This is a genomic window from Paraburkholderia sp., assembly GCF_035948235.1.
Taxonomy (GTDB): domain Bacteria; phylum Pseudomonadota; class Gammaproteobacteria; order Burkholderiales; family Burkholderiaceae; genus Paraburkholderia.
Genome location: NZ_DASZJJ010000085.1, coordinates 1 through 16,502, shown reverse-complemented (window position 1 = coordinate 16,502; position 16,502 = coordinate 1). Strand labels below are relative to the sequence as shown.

At 63.2% G+C, this 16,502-nt stretch carries 13 protein-coding genes and 2 pseudogenes; 5 read left to right on the top strand and 10 right to left on the bottom strand.

Annotated elements, in window-relative coordinates; translation table 11 throughout:
* Nucleotides 1-10 precede the first annotated feature (10 nt).
* The gene (locus tag VG320_RS06870; RefSeq protein ID WP_327199380.1) at nucleotides 11-526 is read right to left on the bottom strand and encodes a MarR family transcriptional regulator; all 516 of its coding nucleotides are present in this window, start codon (nucleotides 524-526) and stop codon (nucleotides 11-13) included.
* Nucleotides 527-601: 75 nt separating this feature from the next.
* Between VG320_RS06870 and VG320_RS06865 the strand changes: the two genes are divergently transcribed.
* Nucleotides 602-1,060 (top strand): carboxymuconolactone decarboxylase family protein, encoded by a 459-nt coding sequence (locus VG320_RS06865; protein ID WP_327199379.1) that lies wholly within the window; start codon nucleotides 602-604, stop codon nucleotides 1,058-1,060.
* A 53-nt stretch (nucleotides 1,061-1,113) separates the two neighbouring features.
* Here VG320_RS06865 and VG320_RS06860 read toward each other — a convergent pair whose 3' ends face one another.
* The 4 genes from VG320_RS06860 to VG320_RS06845 are packed head-to-tail and all read right to left on the bottom strand — an operon-like array spanning nucleotide 1,114 to nucleotide 6,781.
* Nucleotides 1,114-3,123 (bottom strand): acetyl/propionyl/methylcrotonyl-CoA carboxylase subunit alpha, encoded by a 2,010-nt coding sequence (locus VG320_RS06860; protein WP_327199378.1) that lies wholly within the window; start codon nucleotides 3,121-3,123, stop codon nucleotides 1,114-1,116.
* Between the two features lie 22 nt (nucleotides 3,124-3,145).
* The gene (locus tag VG320_RS06855) at nucleotides 3,146-3,931 is read right to left on the bottom strand and encodes an enoyl-CoA hydratase/isomerase family protein (protein WP_327199377.1); all 786 of its coding nucleotides are present in this window, start codon (nucleotides 3,929-3,931) and stop codon (nucleotides 3,146-3,148) included.
* 25 nt (nucleotides 3,932-3,956) lie between these two features.
* Nucleotides 3,957-5,564 carry a carboxyl transferase domain-containing protein gene (locus VG320_RS06850; protein ID WP_327199376.1) on the bottom strand — a complete coding sequence of 536 codons (1,608 nt, stop codon included), beginning with the start codon at nucleotides 5,562-5,564 and terminating at the stop codon, nucleotides 3,957-3,959.
* Between the two features lie 35 nt (nucleotides 5,565-5,599).
* Entirely contained in the window at nucleotides 5,600-6,781 is a 1,182-nt protein-coding gene (locus tag VG320_RS06845; protein WP_327199375.1) for an isovaleryl-CoA dehydrogenase, read from the bottom strand.
* A 228-nt stretch (nucleotides 6,782-7,009) separates the two neighbouring features.
* Between VG320_RS06845 and VG320_RS06840 the strand changes: the two genes are divergently transcribed.
* Together VG320_RS06840 and VG320_RS06835 are read left to right on the top strand one after the other, a co-directional pair.
* Complete coding sequence (locus VG320_RS06840; protein WP_327199374.1) at nucleotides 7,010-7,759, top strand: TetR/AcrR family transcriptional regulator; 750 nt, start codon at nucleotides 7,010-7,012, stop codon at nucleotides 7,757-7,759.
* A 70-nt stretch (nucleotides 7,760-7,829) separates the two neighbouring features.
* Entirely contained in the window at nucleotides 7,830-8,840 is a 1,011-nt protein-coding gene (locus VG320_RS06835; protein WP_327199373.1) for a DUF2891 domain-containing protein, read from the top strand.
* A gap of 25 nt (nucleotides 8,841-8,865) precedes the next feature.
* Here the strand turns inward: VG320_RS06835 and VG320_RS06830 are convergent, their stop codons facing one another.
* The 4 genes and pseudogenes from VG320_RS06830 to VG320_RS06815 all read right to left on the bottom strand — a co-directional run bounded on the left by VG320_RS06830 (nucleotide 8,866) and on the right by VG320_RS06815 (nucleotide 13,476).
* Nucleotides 8,866-10,356 carry a chemotaxis protein CheW gene (locus tag VG320_RS06830; RefSeq protein WP_327199372.1) on the bottom strand — a complete coding sequence of 497 codons (1,491 nt, stop codon included), beginning with the start codon at nucleotides 10,354-10,356 and terminating at the stop codon, nucleotides 8,866-8,868.
* 67 nt (nucleotides 10,357-10,423) lie between these two features.
* A complete protein-coding gene (locus VG320_RS06825) occupies nucleotides 10,424-10,924 on the bottom strand; it encodes a chemotaxis protein CheD (RefSeq protein ID WP_327199371.1) in 501 nt (166 codons plus the stop codon).
* Nucleotides 10,911-11,762 (bottom strand): annotated as a pseudogene (locus tag VG320_RS06820) (CheR family methyltransferase). The gene VG320_RS06825 and the pseudogene VG320_RS06820 overlap by 14 nt, the downstream one beginning before the upstream one ends.
* A gap of 16 nt (nucleotides 11,763-11,778) precedes the next feature.
* Nucleotides 11,779-13,476 (bottom strand): PAS domain-containing methyl-accepting chemotaxis protein, encoded by a 1,698-nt coding sequence (locus VG320_RS06815; RefSeq protein ID WP_327199370.1) that lies wholly within the window; start codon nucleotides 13,474-13,476, stop codon nucleotides 11,779-11,781.
* Nucleotides 13,477-14,299: 823 nt separating this feature from the next.
* Between VG320_RS06815 and VG320_RS06810 the strand changes: the two genes are divergently transcribed.
* On the top strand, nucleotides 14,300-14,692 hold the full coding sequence (locus VG320_RS06810; RefSeq protein ID WP_327199369.1) for a hypothetical protein: 393 nt from the start codon (nucleotides 14,300-14,302) through the stop codon (nucleotides 14,690-14,692).
* 21 nt (nucleotides 14,693-14,713) lie between these two features.
* Nucleotides 14,714-15,241, top strand: a complete 528-nt coding sequence (locus tag VG320_RS06805) for a YMGG-like glycine zipper-containing protein (RefSeq protein ID WP_327199368.1) — start codon at nucleotides 14,714-14,716, stop codon at nucleotides 15,239-15,241.
* A gap of 202 nt (nucleotides 15,242-15,443) precedes the next feature.
* On the opposite strand, the pseudogene VG320_RS06800 reads toward VG320_RS06805, so the two are convergent.
* Nucleotides 15,444-16,502 (bottom strand): annotated as a pseudogene (locus tag VG320_RS06800) (glycosyl transferase family 51); the annotation flags it as partial.

Below are 16,502 nucleotides of genomic sequence, written 5' to 3'. Positions count from 1 at the left end.
GTTGCACGGCTCAAACTGAGCCGTCCTCACGGGCGAGCGCCACAAGCCAGCGTCGAATCACCTGCTCTTCATCGGCGTTAAAACCTTCGAGCATCTGCGTTTCAAGTTTCCTCACGCGCGCGCGGCATTGCTTGAGCAGGCTCTGCCCCGCCTGCGTGACCTCGATCTGCTGAATGCGCCCGTGCACGGGATGTGGACGGCGCTCGATCAGGCCATTGCGCGTGAGGTTCGCGACGATCACGCTGACTGTTTGCGGCGTGAGCGCCGCGAGCCGCGCCAGATCCGCGCCCGACACACCCGGATAAGCCACCAGCATCGTCAAGACAACGAATTGCGGCGGCGTCACACCCAGATCGTCGAGCGCGCGTTCCATGCGCAAACGCTGCGCGGCGCCCGCCTGACGCAACAGATAGCCGATATAACCGCTCTCGCCACGCTTGCCAACGCCCGCTGCGGGAATCTCCGGCGCATTGCCGGCATTGCCCCCAACCCCGTCGGAGCCGATTTTGTGTATACGCTTCGCCATATTGCAGATGATGTCAGTGTTCGAATATGATGTTCGTGCTCTGATATTATCTCCCAACCGACGCGAGGTCCAGTCATGTCGCAGCGCATTTCCTACGAAACGTTTTCGCACGATGCACCGCAGGTAGTCGCGGGACTCGTGACCATGAGCAAGGCCGTGGACGCCTCCGGCCTCGAAAAGTCACTGACCGAACTGTTGAAGATTCGCGCTTCGCAAATCAACGGCTGCGCGTTCTGTATCCAGTACCACCTGAACATCGCACGCGATCTGCCGATTGCGCGCGAGAAGCTCGATCTGGTTTGCGCATGGCGCGAGGCGCGCTCGTTCTTCAGCGAACGCGAGCAGGCGGCGCTGGCCTACACGGAAGCGCTCACAGCGAAGTTGCACGAAGGGGTGAGCGAGGCGCTCTACCGGAAGGTTGCCGAGCAGTTTCCCGGCGAGCAGATGGCGTATCTGACTACCGCCATCGCCAATATCAACGCGTGGAATCGCATTGGTGTGGCGCTGCAGTTCGCGCCGCCTGTCAAGGCTTAAGGCGTAATCGACGCGGGCCTGTTTGCGTTGCGCAAACAGGCCCGCCTGCCGCTTTAACCGGCTTCCAGCATCAGCAACTGCGCCCCGTCGGCCACCTGGTCGCCCACGCCATACAGCACTTCGGTGACCTTGCCCGCAGTCGGCGCGCCAATCGTGTGCTCCATCTTCATCGCCTCCATGACGATGAGCGGCGTGCCCTTTTCCACCACCGTGCCCGGTTCCACCAGCACGGCGATCACCTTGCCCGGCATCGGCGCGGTGAGGCGGCCTTCGCCGTGCTCCGCATCGGCCGCATGCGCCAGCAGGTTCTGCCATTCGAAGGCTAGCGCCGTGCCAAGGCAGAACACATGGAACACATCGCCGTCGATAAACACGCGCCCCGTTACGCGCGTATCGCCGATCGTCGCGCCGTATTCGGCCGTTTGCGCGCCGCGCCACCAAGTGTAGGCTTCGTCGCTCCCCACGCTATTGATGGTCTGCGCGCCGCCGTCGTGCGAGAACGCCACGGACACCTGCGCATCGCTATCGACGTCGCGCCACGAAAACGTCTGCGTGAAACCGCTATTCAGGCGCCAATGCGCCAACGCCTGCCACGGCGAGCCACTTTGCGATACACCGCCTTCGCGCGCGATCAACGCCGCGCACGCCAGCGCGAGCGCCTCGCGCACCGGCTTGTGCTGCGCGGCGAACAGCGCGTCGTGATGACGCTCGATGAGCCCCGTATCGAGATCGGCGTTCGAGAACGGCTCGCTCGTCACCAGCCGATGCAGGAATTCCACGTTCGTATGCGGCCCGACGATCTCGCACTCCTCCAGCGCGCGACGCATGCGCGCGAGCGCGTCCGCGCGCGTCGTGCCGTGCACGATGAGCTTGGCGATCATCGGATCGTAGAACGGCGTGATGGTGTCGCCTTCGCGCACACCGCTGTCGATGCGCACGCTGGCGCGCCGCCCCGCATCGCCAAGCCGGAACTCAACGCCCTCCGGCATGCGCAGATGCTTGAGCGTGCCGGTGGAAGGCAGAAAGCCGCGCGCCGGATTTTCCGCGTAGATGCGCGCTTCCAGCGCGTGGCCCGTCACCGCGAGTTGCGACTGTTCGAGCGGCAGCGGCTCGCCCGCCGCCACACGCAACTGCCATTCGACCAGATCGAGGCCCGTGACCATTTCCGTCACCGGATGCTCGACCTGCAGACGCGTGTTCATCTCCATGAAATAGAAGTCCGCGCCCGTCATGATGAATTCGACGGTGCCCGCACCCACATACTGCACCGCGCGGGCAGCGGCCACAGCGGCTTCGCCCATCGCGCGCCGCACTTCATCGGAGAGGCCGGGAGCCGGCGCTTCTTCCAGCACCTTCTGGTGCCGACGCTGCACAGAGCAGTCACGGTCGAACAGATAAACCGCGCCGCCGAGTTTGTCTGCGAAGACCTGCACTTCGACGTGGCGCGGACGCGTGAGGTATTTCTCGATCAACACGCGGTCATTGCCGAAGCTGCTCGCGGCCTCGCGCTTGCATGACGCCAGCGCGGCGGCGAAGTCCTCGCTGCGTTCGACCACGCGCATGCCTTTGCCGCCACCGCCCGCACTGGCCTTGAGCAGCACGGGATAGCCCATGGCGTCCGCTTCGCGTTGCAGCAGCGCGGCGTCCTGATCGTCGCCGTGATAACCTGGCACGAGCGGCACGGCTGCCGCATGCATCAGCGCCTTGGCGGCAGCCTTCGAGCCCATCGCCGCAATCGCCGCGACCGGCGGGCCGATAAAGACAATCCCAGCCGCCTCGCAGGCATGGCCAAAATCTTCGTTTTCCGAAAGAAATCCGTAGCCCGGGTGAATTGCTTCGGCGCCCGTCGCTTTTGCGGCAGCGATGATGCGTTCGATACGCAGATAGCTCTGCTGCGCGCTCGCTTCGCCGATATGGACCGCCTCGTCGCAGGCGGCAACGTGCTTGGCGTTGGCGTCGGCATCCGAATAGACGGCCACGCTCTTCACGCCAAGCCGTCGGCAGGTGGCCGCAACGCGGCAGGCAATCTCGCCCCGGTTGGCAATCAGAATCTTGTTGAACATGAGTGTGTCTCGCTAGGGATTCTTAGGCGCGCCAGCGCGGCGTGCGCTTTTCGAGGAACGACGACACACCGTCGCGGCCTTCGTCGCTCGCGCGGATGCGCGCGATGCGCAACGCCGTATCGTCGATCAACGCGTTGTCGATCGTCAGGTTCGCCACGTCCTGGACAAGCTGCTTGCACTCGCGCACGGCGTTCGGACTGTTGGCGCAGAGTGTGTCGGCGATGCGCTGCACGGTGGCATCGAGTTCGCCCGCGCTTACGGCTTCGCTCACGAGTCCCAGACGCAGCGCCGTTGCGCAATCGAACGCCTCCGCCGTGACGAAGTAGCGCCGCGAAGCCTGTTCGCCCAGCGCGCGAATCACATATGGCGCGATGGTAGCGGGCATCAGGCCCAGGCGCGCCTCGGACAGGCAGAAGTTCACCGTATCGGCCGCCACGACGATATCCGCCGCGCAGACCAGCCCCATGCCGCCCGCGTACGCATCGCCATGTACGCGCGCGATCACGGGCTTAGGACAACGATAGATTGCCGACAGCATGTGCGCGAGGCGCAGCGCGTCGGCACGGTTTTCCTCATCGGAATAGCCCGCCATCTTGCGCATCCAGTTCAGATCAGCACCGGCGCAGAAGGCCTTGCCATTGCCCGCGAGCACGATTGCGCGCACGTCGTCACGCGCGCCGAGGGCGGTGAAGGCCGCCGTCAGGTCTGCAATCATCGCCTCGTTGAACGCGTTGCGCACGTCAGGCCGATTGAGCGTGACGGTTGCCACATGTCCCGCGATGCCGACGGTGAGGGTTTCGTAGTTCATGGTGATGTCTCCTCCGCGCTCGCGCTTACATGCGGAACACGCCGAAGCGCGTTTCCTCGATCGGCGCATTCATCGTGGCCGACAGCCCGAGGCCGAGCACGTCGCGCGTCTGCGCGGGATCGATCACGCCGTCGTCCCACAGGCGCGCGCTGGCGTAGTACGGATGCCCTTGAACCTCGTACTGGTCGCGGATCGGCTGCTTGAACGCCTCTTCTTCTTCCGCGCTCCAGCTACCGCCCTTCGCCTCGATGCCATCGCGGCGCACCGTGGCCAGCACCGATGCGGCCTGTTCGCCGCCCATCACCGAAATGCGCGCGTTCGGCCACATCCACAGGAAGCGCGGCGAATACGCACGCCCGCACATGCCGTAATTGCCCGCACCAAACGAGCCGCCGATGATGACCGTAAATTTAGGCACTTTCGCCGTGGCCACCGCCGTCACCATCTTCGCGCCGTTGCGCGCGATGCCTTCGTTCTCGTACTTGCGGCCCACCATGAAGCCCGTGATGTTCTGCAGGAATACCAGCGGGATTTTTCGTTGCGCGCACAACTCAATGAAGTGCGCACCTTTCAAGGCCGATTCGGAAAACAGAATGCCGTTGTTCGCGACGATACCAACCGGATGGCCCCAGATATGCGCGAAGCCCGTCACGAGCGTGGTGCCGTAGCGCGCCTTGAATTCGTCGAAGGCCGAATCGTCGACAATGCGCGCGATCACTTCGCGCACATCGAAAGGCTTGCGCGTATCGACCGGAATCACGCCGTACAGGCTCTTTGCGTCATAACGCGGCGGCAACGGTTCGCGCAGCGCCACCGGCGGCACCTTCGTGCGATTCAGATTGCCGACGATCGAGCGTGCAATGCCCAGCGCGTGCGCATCGTTCTGCGCGAGGTGATCGGCCACGCCGGAAAGACGTGTGTGCACATCGCCGCCGCCCAGGTCTTCGGCGCTCACTTCTTCGCCCGTCGCGGCCTTCACGAGCGGCGGGCCGCCGAGGAAAATCGTGCCCTGGTTCTTCACGATGATCGATTCGTCGCTCATCGCCGGCACGTAAGCGCCGCCCGCCGTGCACGAACCCATCACCACGGCGATCTGCGGAATGCCCTGCGCGGAGAGATTCGCCTGGTTGTAGAAGATGCGGCCGAAGTGATCGCGATCGGGAAACACCTCGTCCTGATTCGGCAGGTTCGCGCCGCCCGAATCGACCAGATAGACGCAAGGCAGATGATTTTCCTGAGCGATTTCCTGAGCGCGTACGTGCTTCTTCACCGTAACGGGGTAATAGGTGCCGCCCTTCACGGTGGCGTCGTTACAGACGATCACGCACTCCTGGCCCGCAATGCGCCCTATGCCGGTGATGACGCCCGCACCCGGCGCATCGTCGTTATACATGCCGTAGGCCGCAAGCTGCGAAAGCTCCAGAAACGGCGTGCCCGGGTCAAGCAGTTGCGCGATGCGATCGCGCGGCAACAGCTTGCCACGCGAAACGTGCTTGTCGCGCGCAGCCTGGCCGCCGCCCAGCGAGAGCTTCTGGATTTTCTCGCGCAGATCGGCAACCAGCGCTTCGAGCGCGGCGGCGTTGGTCTTGAAGTCGTCCGAACGCGGGTTGAGTTTCGTTTCGATGATCGGCATTTCGTTGTTCTCGCAACGTTATTGCTTATGCGTGATTAAGCGGTTTCCGCGAACAGTTCGCGGCCGATCAACATGCGGCGAATTTCGCTGGTGCCCGCGCCGATTTCGTAGAGCTTCGCGTCACGCCAGAGACGTCCCACGGGATACTCGTTGATATAGCCGTTGCCGCCCAGAATCTGGATCGCCTCGCCGGCCATCCAGGTGGCTTTTTCGGCGGTATAGAGAATCACGCCGGCGCAGTCCTTGCGGACCTGACGCACGTGTTCCTTGCCAAGCGTATCGAGTTGACGGCCCACCGCGTAGAGATACGCGCGGCATGCTTGATAGGTGGTGTAAAGATCCGCCACCTTGCCCTGGATGAGCTGGAATTCACCAATGGCCTGGCCAAACTGTTTGCGTTCGTGGATATACGGCACGACCGAATCCATCACGGCGGCCATGATGCCCGTGGGACCGCCCGCGAGCACCGCGCGCTCGTAGTCCAGGCCGCTCATCAGCACCTTCACGCCGCCGTTGAGCTGGCCGAGGATGTTTTCTTCCGGCACTTCCACGTCCTGGAACACGAGTTCGCCGGTGTGCGAGCCGCGCATGCCCAGCTTGTCGAGCTTCTGCGCGACCGAAAAGCCCTTCATGCCTTTTTCGACGATGAAGGCCGTGATGCCCTTGGGGCCCGCTTCGATATCGGTCTTCGCGTAGACCACCAGCGTGTCGCAATCGGGACCGTTGGTGATCCACATTTTCGTGCCGTTGAGCACGTATTTATCGCCCTTTTTATCGGCGCGCAGCTTCATGCTGACGACGTCCGAGCCCGCGTTCGGCTCGCTCATCGCAAGCGCGCCGACGTGTTCGCCGGACACCAGCTTCGGCAGGTATTTGCGCTTTTGCGCCTCGCTGCCGTTGCGGTGGATCTGGTTCACGCACAGGTTCGAATGTGCGCCGTACGACAGACCCACAGACGCCGAGGCGCGCGAGATTTCCTCCATCGCCACCATATGTGCGGTGTAACCCATGCCCGCGCCGCCGTACTCTTCCGACACCGTCATGCCGAGCACACCCAGATCGCCGAACTTGCGCCACAGATCCATGGGGAACTGGTCGGTGCGGTCGATCTCGCCCGCGCGGGGCGCGATTTCCTTCGCCGCGAAATTCGCGATGCTGTCGCGCAGCATTTCGACTTCTTCACCAAGCGGGAACTGCAAACCGGGTACGTTGCTCATCTGATGTCTCCTTTGTCGGCTCGGGCGCTGGGCGCGCAGATCGTGACTGCCGCAGCTGCCCCTCGGGGACACATTTCACGCCACATTTACGTTAACGTCAATAGGTATTTTTGAGTGACACTCAGATTTCTGCATCTGAACCATTCATGCCTTTCCAAATGCCTTGCAAAGCCAATGGCATCGTGCATAATCGGCACGAATCCAGCCTTTAACTGAATCGCACTCAGAATGTCAGCCGCCCCGCAAACCCTCCTGCCCGCCTCGCGCCGCGAACCCGCCGGGCGCAAATCCCAGCAGCGCGTGAAGGAAATTCTCACAGCGGGCCGCGAGGTGTTTTCCGAGAAGGGCTACACCCGCGCCACCACCGCCGAGATCGCGCAGCGGCTGGGCATTTCCGAGGCCACGGTGTTCAGCTACTTTCGCGGCAAGCGCGAGCTGTGCGCGCGCGTGATCGGCGACTGGTATGACGAATCGATCGAAGCCATCGAATCCGGCTTGCCGCGCGACGGCACGGTGCGCCAGCAATTCGATTTCATCGTGCGCATGCATCTGCAGTTGATGCTGGAAAGCGGCACGGGCATCTGCGAACTGGTGTTGTCCGAGGGACGCACGCGCCATCACGATCTGAGCGAGGCGCTCATGGAAATGCAGCGGCGCTACACCGCGCCGCTCATGCGCGTGCTCGCGCGCGGTCAGGAATGCGGGCAGATCCGCAACGACATGCCGCTGCGCCTGCTGCGCTCGCTCGTGTTCGGGCCGATGGAACATGTGCTGTGGGACGCGACGCTCGCCAACCGCCGCACCGATATCGACGCTACAGCAGAACAGCTTGCCGACGTGCTCTGGAGTGCGCTGCAACCGCCCAATCTCGAACTGGCCGCGCTCGCGCAATTCAGTCAGGATGTGGGCGAAGCGATGCAGCGGCTTGCGCGCGAACGTGCGCCGCGCAAACCTGGCATACCGTTGAGCGACGACTAGGCCTGCACGCGGGCGAGCCAGATCGATTTCGCGCTAAGCTGGCAGGCGTGTTCACCACGCTTCCGACGCCATGCACAGCACGCTCACCGCCCCGCTTGCCTCACGTTTCGCCTCGCTCGCGCTTGCGCATCTCACGCGCGAATATCCAAACCGTCTAACCCACTCGCTCGCCGGTCCGCAGGACGTGCAAGGGCCGCGCGCGTTGCATCCGGTGTTCTACGGCAGCTATGACTGGCATTCGTGCGTGCATGGCTACTGGCTCGTCGCGCATCTGTTGGCGCGCTTTCCGGATCTGCCCGAAGCGCCGCGCATCGTCGCCGTGTTCGACGAGCATTTCACCGCAGAGAAGATGGCGGGCGAGCGCGCCTATCTCGACCTGCCGCACAACCGCAATTTCGAGCGCCCGTATGGTTGGGCGTGGCTGCTGGCGCTCGCGGGGCAATTGCACGGTATGCGGTCGCCGCAGGCGCAGCGCTGGTCGAATGCTTTAGCGCCGCTGACGGACGCTTTCGTCGAGCGTTTTGAGGAGTTTTTGCCGAAAGCGACTTACCCGCTACGCGTGGGCACGCATTTCAACACCGCGTTTGCGCTGACGCTCGCGCTGGATTTCGCGCGGCAAACCGCGCGCGATTCGTCGGCAGACCTGATTGAATGCACGGCGCGGCGCTGGCACGAAGGCGATGCCGCTTGTCAGGCATGGGAGCCGTCAGGCGACGAATTCCTCTCGCCCGCTTTAATGGAAGCGGTCTTGATGAGCCGCGTGATGCGCGCCGATGAATTCAACGCATGGTTTACGCGCTTTCTGCCCGCCCTTGCCGCGCGCGAACCCGCCACGCTATTCATACCCGCAACGGTCACCGACCGCAGCGACGGCAAGATCGCGCATCTGGATGGCTTGAACCTCAGCCGCGCATGGTGCCAGCGCACACTCGCGCGCGTGCTGCCCGAAGGCGACACGCGCATCGAAATCCTGCAGGAAGCGGCGCAAACGCACCTGGACGCCGCACTCGCGCACGTAGCCGGCGACTATATGGGCGAGCACTGGCTCGCCAGTTTCGCGGCGCTCGCGCTGGAAGCCTGATGCTTCTGGCGGCCTGAAAACTGCTTCAGGCCGCCGCCGCTTCCAGCGCCACACGCTCGCAAAGCGATACGGGATCGAGCAGCATCAGCGTACCCTGCCCCGGCAACTCCACCGCTTCGCGCATATCGCTGCGCACGTTCGTGCCCGCGCCGCGTGTGAGCATCGTGGGCATGGTCAGTTGCGCGCCGCCCTTGAGCGTGACGATATCTTCGACCGAATCGACCAGCAGGCCATACTTTTCGCCTTGGTGCTCGACGATCAGGATCTTCGCGCGCACGAGGTCTTCATACGGCGGCATCGCGTACATCGCCCGCACGTCGATCACCGTCACAATCACGCCGCGCAGATTCAGCACGCCGCGCACGAATGCAGGCAGCCCGGGCGTCTTCACGACGTCGTCGCGATAGTCGATCACTTCGCGTAACTCGGCGATACGCACCCCTACCAGTTGGCCGATGCGGAACGTCACGATCGTCTGGCGCGTGCCGTTACCGCGTTTCTGCGCGGCGGTCGCGGCCTCCGTCGCCTTGCGATAAAGATCGCGATGCCCTGCCGCCACCGCCGCGATGCGTGCGTTCTCGTAGAGCGCATCGGCGCTCACGAGCAGCACGCCCGCCACGCCGTCGGCGGCCAGGTAGCCCGCAAACAGCGAACGATGCGCGGTGCCGTAGGACGGCATCGGCAGAATCTGATCGTCGCGATACGCAACGATGCTCGCCACTTCATCCACCAGCAGTCCGAAGTAAAGCTCATCACGACGTAGCACGACGATGCGTCGTTCATCGACTGACACTTCGCAATCGGGCGCCCGAGCGAAGCCGAGGAAGCGCCCGAAATCAAGCACCGGCACCGTCGCGCCCCGCAGATTGAGCATGCCGATACAGACATCGTCGGCGAACGGCGAGTGCTGCAGCGCCGGCACGCGGATGATCTCCTGAATCGCGTCCATTGGCAGCGCGAGCGCCGTACCACCTACCTTGAACGAGACGTTCTGGCGTCGCTGGCCTTGCTGTGCGCGCCGTTCCGTTGTGCGCGCAAGCGGTTCGGCCAGATGCGGCACGTCGCGCAATTGCAGCAGCGCGGCAGCGGAAAGCACCTGCAGGATGCGCTCGCCGCCATCGAGCTTGAGCACCGCGCCGATTGCCGAAGGTGCGCTGCCTTCGACCGTTTCAATCGCAACCACCTGGTCCCTCGGCACGCGCAGGATTTCGCCTGTGGCGTCGAATTGCAGGCCCACGCGCGCGTTGGCCGTTTCGACGATGGCGATCTTGCGCACGCCCGTCGCGCCTTCGGCGGGCAGATTCAATAGCTGACGCAGATCGACCACCGGAATGAGCGTGCCGCGCAAATTGAATAGCCCAAGCAGGTACGGCGGCGCGAGCGGCACCGGCGTGAGTGTGCCGGGATGATTGACCACTTCCTGGAGCGCGGTGACAGGCAGCGCAAGCTCCGTCCCGGCCAGGTGAAACGACCCGTATAGCTCGAGCTGGCCACTGGCCAGCGAACGATGATTCATCGTCAAGCTCCGTTTGATATGAGCGTTGTGATGCGGATGTCGCTTGGGTTTGCGCTCTCGCCGCCGTTTAAGCCGGACGCGAAAAACGCCGCACCGCGTAGTGCGGCTGCTCGCAGTCGATGGTGAGTTGCCGCCCGCACTCGCCGCCCACGTCCATGTGAACGACGCGCACGCCCGCGCCCGCCAGCACCTGCTGCGCCATGCGTACGTTGAGTTCGCCGATCGGCTCGTGCAGCGTGGTACGGTGCTGCATCATGTTGGCGCCGCCCGCGAGCACGGCTTCGATCTCGCCATCGGGAGCCGACTGGGCGCCCATCATCGAAATCAGCGCAGGCAATGCGTCGATCACATACTTCGCGCCGTTGCCGAGCTGCGCGCCGGGCACCGCGTAGCGAGCATGGCCCACCGGTTGCGGCAACAGGCAATGCGCGAGGCCATAGGTGCCACGCGCGCGCCACAGCAGCCCGATGCCCACGCACGAGCCAAGCGTCGCGCGCAGCACGCGGGCATCGCTGCCGCTGCTCACGGCGATCTCGCACATCTTCACCTGCAGGTCACGCGTGCTCATGGTCGCGCTCCTCACGGTGATGGCCGTTGCGATAAATCAGCGGCTGCTCAAACGTGAAGCCCGTCGACACACGGCTAAGCGACTCCGACTCGCCGACGATCAGCACGGCATCGGGCTTCATCGCTCGGCGCACGTTGGACAGCACGGCGTGCTGCCCGTCGATGTCGAAATAGATCAGCACATTGCGCAACAGGACCAGATCGAACTGGCCCAGATCGCGCGGCACGGTATAGAGGTTGTGCTGGCGAAACGAAACGTGCGTGCGCAGTGCATCGTTGACGGTGGCCTGTGCGCCATTGCTGCGGAACCACTTTTGCAGCAGCGCCGGATGGCTGGCGCGCAAACCTTCGATACTGCGGCCCTGATAACTGCCGGCTCGCGCGCTCGCCAGAATGCCATCCGAAATATCCGTGCCGACGATGCCGTAGCGAAACGCCGGTTCGCTGGCGCGAAACTCCTCGCACAGCATCGCCGTGGTCTAGGCTTCCTCGCCGCTCGACGCCGCCGCCGACCAGATACGCAGCGGCGTACCCGCATGTGCCGCATGCCATTGCGGTAGATACGTCTGCGCGAGGTATTCCCAGATGCGCGGCGTGCGAAAGAACGAGGTCTCGTTCGTCGTCACGAGGTCGATGAAATCGCGCACCTCCTCGGCGCTCGTGTCGAGCACCTGGAGATAGTCGCGATAGTCCGGCAAACCGAGCGCCATCACGCGCCGGCGCAGGCGTCCCTTGAGCATGGTCCACTTGCGCTCGTTCATGGCGATGCCCGTATGACGGCGCACCTGCTCGATCAGTGCGCGCTGCACCGATGCTTCGACATCCTTATCGATATCCATTGCCGTGTCCCCCGCGTCATACGACGAAACGCGCTACCGTCTTGTCGAGACCTTCGGCGCCACCCTTGAGGGAGGCGGCCGCACGGGCAATGGTGTCGCAGGCGCCTGCGGACTTTTCGGTTTCCTCGGCGACCTGCTGGATTGCGGCGGCCACTTCACGCGCGGCGATCAACTGCTCGTCCGCGCCGCAGGAAATTTCGGAGATCGCCTGGGTAGTACGGCTCACGCCGCTCAGGATGCGCTCGAACGCTTCGCCAGCCTGCTTCGAAATTTCGCTGCCTTGCGCCACGCGCTTGACCGACTCGTTGATGAGCTTGGAGATTTCCTTGGTGGCCTGCGAGGAGCGTTCCGCGAGCTTGCGCACTTCGTCGGCGACCACCGAGAAGCCCAGGCCGTGTTCGCCCGCGCGCGCCGCTTCGATCGCTGCATTGAAGGCGAGCAGATTGGTCTGGCTCGCAATCTCGCCGATCACCTTGATGATTTCGCCGATGTCTTCCGACGAACGGTTGATCAGCTCCATCGCTTCGATCGAGCGCGTCACGGCCTTCGAGCCGCGCTCCGCTTCCTGCTGGGTGTCCTTGGCAAGCTGGTCGGCGCCGCGCGAGTTATCGGCGATCGAGTTGATCGACGCGGTCAGTTCTTCGATCGACGCGTTCATTTCCTCGACGGTCGCGCCAAGCAACTGCGCGCCGCCCGCAACGGTGTCCGCGCGCGCCGCGATGTCCTGCGACGAATCCTTGAAGGTGCCCGCCGATTCCACCACCTTGCCGATCACGCCCGCCAGATCGCTCATCATGCTCTTGATGCCGGCGGCGAGCTGGTCGATCGGCTCGTCGCCCTGTACGTCCACCTCGCCGCTCAGGTCGCCCGACGCGGCCTTGCGCACCGTATCCAGCAGCTTTTCGACCTTGCGCTGATCGTCGTCGGCGCGGCGCTTCACGCTCTCTTCCAGTTCGACCTGCGCGGTCACGTCGTTGGCGAATTTCACGACCTTGTAGAGCCGCCCGTTCACATCGAAGATCGGGTTGTAGGTGGCCTGAATCCACACCACGCGACCGCCCTTGCCGATGCGCTTGTAGCGACCCATATCGTATTCGCCGCGGTTGAGCTTGGCCCAGAACTCGCGATATTCGGGCGCGGCAGCATACGATTCTTCGCAGAACATGCGGTGATGCTTGCCCTGGATTTCATCCAGACGATAGCCCAGCGTGTCGAGGAAATTCTGGTTCGCCTGCAGCACGATCCCGGAGGTGTCGAACTCGATCACTGCCTGGGCTTTGTCGATCGCGCGCAGACGGCCCGCGGATTCGGCGTGCTCCTGCTTGGCCTGGGTGATGTCGGTGGCAAATTTGATGATCTTGTACGCCCGGCCCTGCTTGTCGAGCACCGGGTTATACGAGGCATTGATCCAGATCTCGCGGCCGTCGCGCGCTACGCGCCGGTATTCGCCGCGGTCGAACTCGCCACGCCCAAGACGCTCCCAGAACGCGCGATAGGCATCGCTGCAGACATATTGAGGATCACAGAACATTCGATGGTGCTTGCCGCGAACTTCGTCCAGCGTGTAGCCAAGCGTCTTCAGAAAGTTGTCGTTGGCGTGCAGGATGATGCCCTGCAGATCGAACTCGATCACGGCCTGCACCCGGTTTAGTGCGGCGCTCACCGCGCTCAGCTCGACCAGTTCGAGCTCACGGTCCGGCGTCGAATGTTCCATCGTTTTCCCTCGTAGTTTTGTGGTCCGCGAGACCTGGCTTTTTCGGGCCGAAATCGCGCGTATCGCCTGCAATCCTTTACTTGCATTACAGGCGCGCTCTCAGTGACTTTTGTAATGTGTTTATTAACGTTCGAATAATCGAATCGTCTTGATGCGTAGCGAATCCATCGCCGGCAAACTGGCTTTCCCTACCAGCGCTATAACGGCCCACATAGCGAAGGGCTTGACCAGGGGTTTCTACCAAGGCAAACGATTTCCTTCCCGTATTTATGGGCCTATACGTGGAACGATTTTTATTTTCTTTCAATTACGTTATCGAAAATAGCACGCGATGGAAATAAAGGGCCACAAAATAGCCCGCGCTGCAATTATTTGTAAGTCGTTATTGAAATTCATGAACTGTAGTTCAATAAATCCGGCTTCAAAAATAATCAGCGAATTGAGAAAGGTTCGAGCGTGGTGCAGGCGACGCGCCGGTACGTTTCGCAGATGCCTGCGTTGCCGGATCGCCTCATCGACTGGCCCGTGGCGATGTCCAATTATTACAAGACTCCATCGCACCACTACGCACATCTCCAGCCTGCAGATGCACGAAGCCGATGGATCGCGCCACGAAGCCGCAGCTTGCACGCCGATAGACGCGCAACGAAGCGCTGTCGCGTTCAACCGACCTTTCCTTTGTAACAACTCGAAAAAACGGCGCAACTCCGGTAATTGCCTTGCGCACTACGATGACTTAGCGTTGGAAGATGCAAGGGCACGACCGTGCGGGACACCGTCCCCGCCAGCCGGCTGCCCGAACCCATCCGTCCTGGAGAACGTTGTGAGAAGGTCGAAACTGATATTTGGAGCCGCTGTCGCCGCCATCGCCTGTGCGAGCGGCGCGGCACAGGCGGCGCACGTCGGTGTCTATATTGGCGGTGGCGAGCCTTACTACTACCCGGTCGCGCCCGCCCCGTACTACTGGGGACCGCCGCCGCCCGTGATCGTGGCGCCGCCGCCCGACGCACCCGACTACATCGAGCAGGGTCAGCCGCAAGCGGCCGCAGGAAACTATCAAGGCAATTATCCGCAAGGACCGGCCGACGCGCCTGGCGCCAGCGACAACGGCGACACCTGGTACTACTGCGACGCATCGAAAACCTATTACCCGTACGTGAAGCAGTGCTCGTCGGGCTGGCGCGCAGTGCCGGCTCAAGCGGCACCTTCGAATTGATTTGACGAGATCGAGCCGCACATGAAAACGACTTATTTCGCGCTGCTCGCTGCTGCGGGCCTCCTGAGCGCGTGCGCCGTAGTGCCGAGCGGGCCGAGCGTGATGGCCTTGCCGGGCACCGGCAAGACTTACGACCAGTTCCGCAACGACGACTACAACTGCCGCCAGTTCGCCTTCCAGCAAACGGGCGGCGTCTCCACCAACCAGGCGGCGACCAATTCGGCAGTGGGTAGCGCCGTGGTGGGCACGGCGCTTGGCGCGGCTGCGGGCGCCGCGTTTGGCGGCGGCCAGGGCGCGGCGATCGGTGCAGGCGCCGGTCTGCTGGCCGGCAGCGCCGTGGGCATGGGCAACGCCCAGGGTTCGGCGTACCAGGTGCAACGCAACTACGACAACGCGTATCTCCAGTGCATGTACGCCAACGGCAACCGTATTCCGGTTGCGGGCCACATGCAGACGCAGCAGCCGTATCAGACTTACCAGCCGCAACAGCGCTATCTGCCGCCTCCGCCACCGGGATCGCCGCCTCCGCCGCCGGCTGGCTCGTACTAACCGCCCCCCGCGCACCCAGCGCCCCCAGCGCACCAAAGAAAAATGCCTGATCGTCTCACAACGATCAGGCATTTTTTTCGCGGCAGCAAGGCAACTATTTTGCCGCCGATACCTTCGCCGATGATTCGGCATCCGAATAAAACCCCGGCATCGTGCTGCTCCAGCCCGGCGTGTTCGCCCGCGTGAGCTGCGTCCAGCTGACCTGCTGCGTCGCGCCAGTCGCAGTGTCGATCAGCGTCACCTGCTGCGGCTGGGTCGCGGTCTTGAGCTTGCCGTCGGGCGCGCTCTTGTCTTCCAGCAGCGGCTGCAACACCGGCGCGAGCGACTTGAGCAGTTGCACCGACAGCGCGCTCGTAAAGGTATAGCGCGCCGCATACGGCTCGTGCACCCACGCGGTCAGCGTGCCGTAGAAGCGGTTGCCGATCACGAACACGAAGGTCGCGCTGCGGTTCACCTTGCGCGATTCAATCAGGCGCGCGCCCGGCGCATAGACGTTGAAGCGCTGGTCGCCCGTGCCCGTCTTGCCGTAGACCGGCAGCATCTTGCCGTCGGGCATCGGCATGCCGTCGGCGAGACGCTTGGCCGTGCCGCCCTCCACCACCGAACTCAGCAACTCGCGCGTGACCTTGGCGATTTGCGGCGAGATCAGCGGCTGCGGCGGCGTGGACGCGTGCACGAAACGCGTTTCATAAGGCGTGCCGCGCGCAAAGTCGAGCGATTCGAAGCTGTGCGTCGGCAGCTTTTCGCCATCGCTCGACACGAGGCCGATCAGATACGCCAGCGCCGCCGGACGATCGCCCGATGCGCCGATCGCCGCACCATACGACGGCGTGATGCTGTCGAACGGATAGCCCAGCGCACGCCACGATTTGCCGATCGCATCATAAGCCTGCAGTTCGATCATGCGGCGGATACGGCGATCCTGGGTTGCGTGGTAACGCGTCTTGAAGAGCCACTTGTAGGTGTAGAGACGCACATCGCGGCTTTGCTGCTGCACCTGGGCGAGCGTCGCATCGGGATGCGCACGCATATAGTTGAGCAACCACAGTTCGAGCGGATGGATGCCCGAGATATAGCCGCGATCGTTGAGATTGAATTTGTCGATGGCGTACTTGTCGTAGTACTTCGCGAGATCCTCGTCGTCGAGCCACTGGAACTTCGTGTTCTTGAGCTGCGCGCGCATCAGCGCATTGAACTCCGCGGGCTTGATGTCCGGGTCCACGCTGCGCAGCACCGTCGCAATGCGCGCCGGACCCTTGCG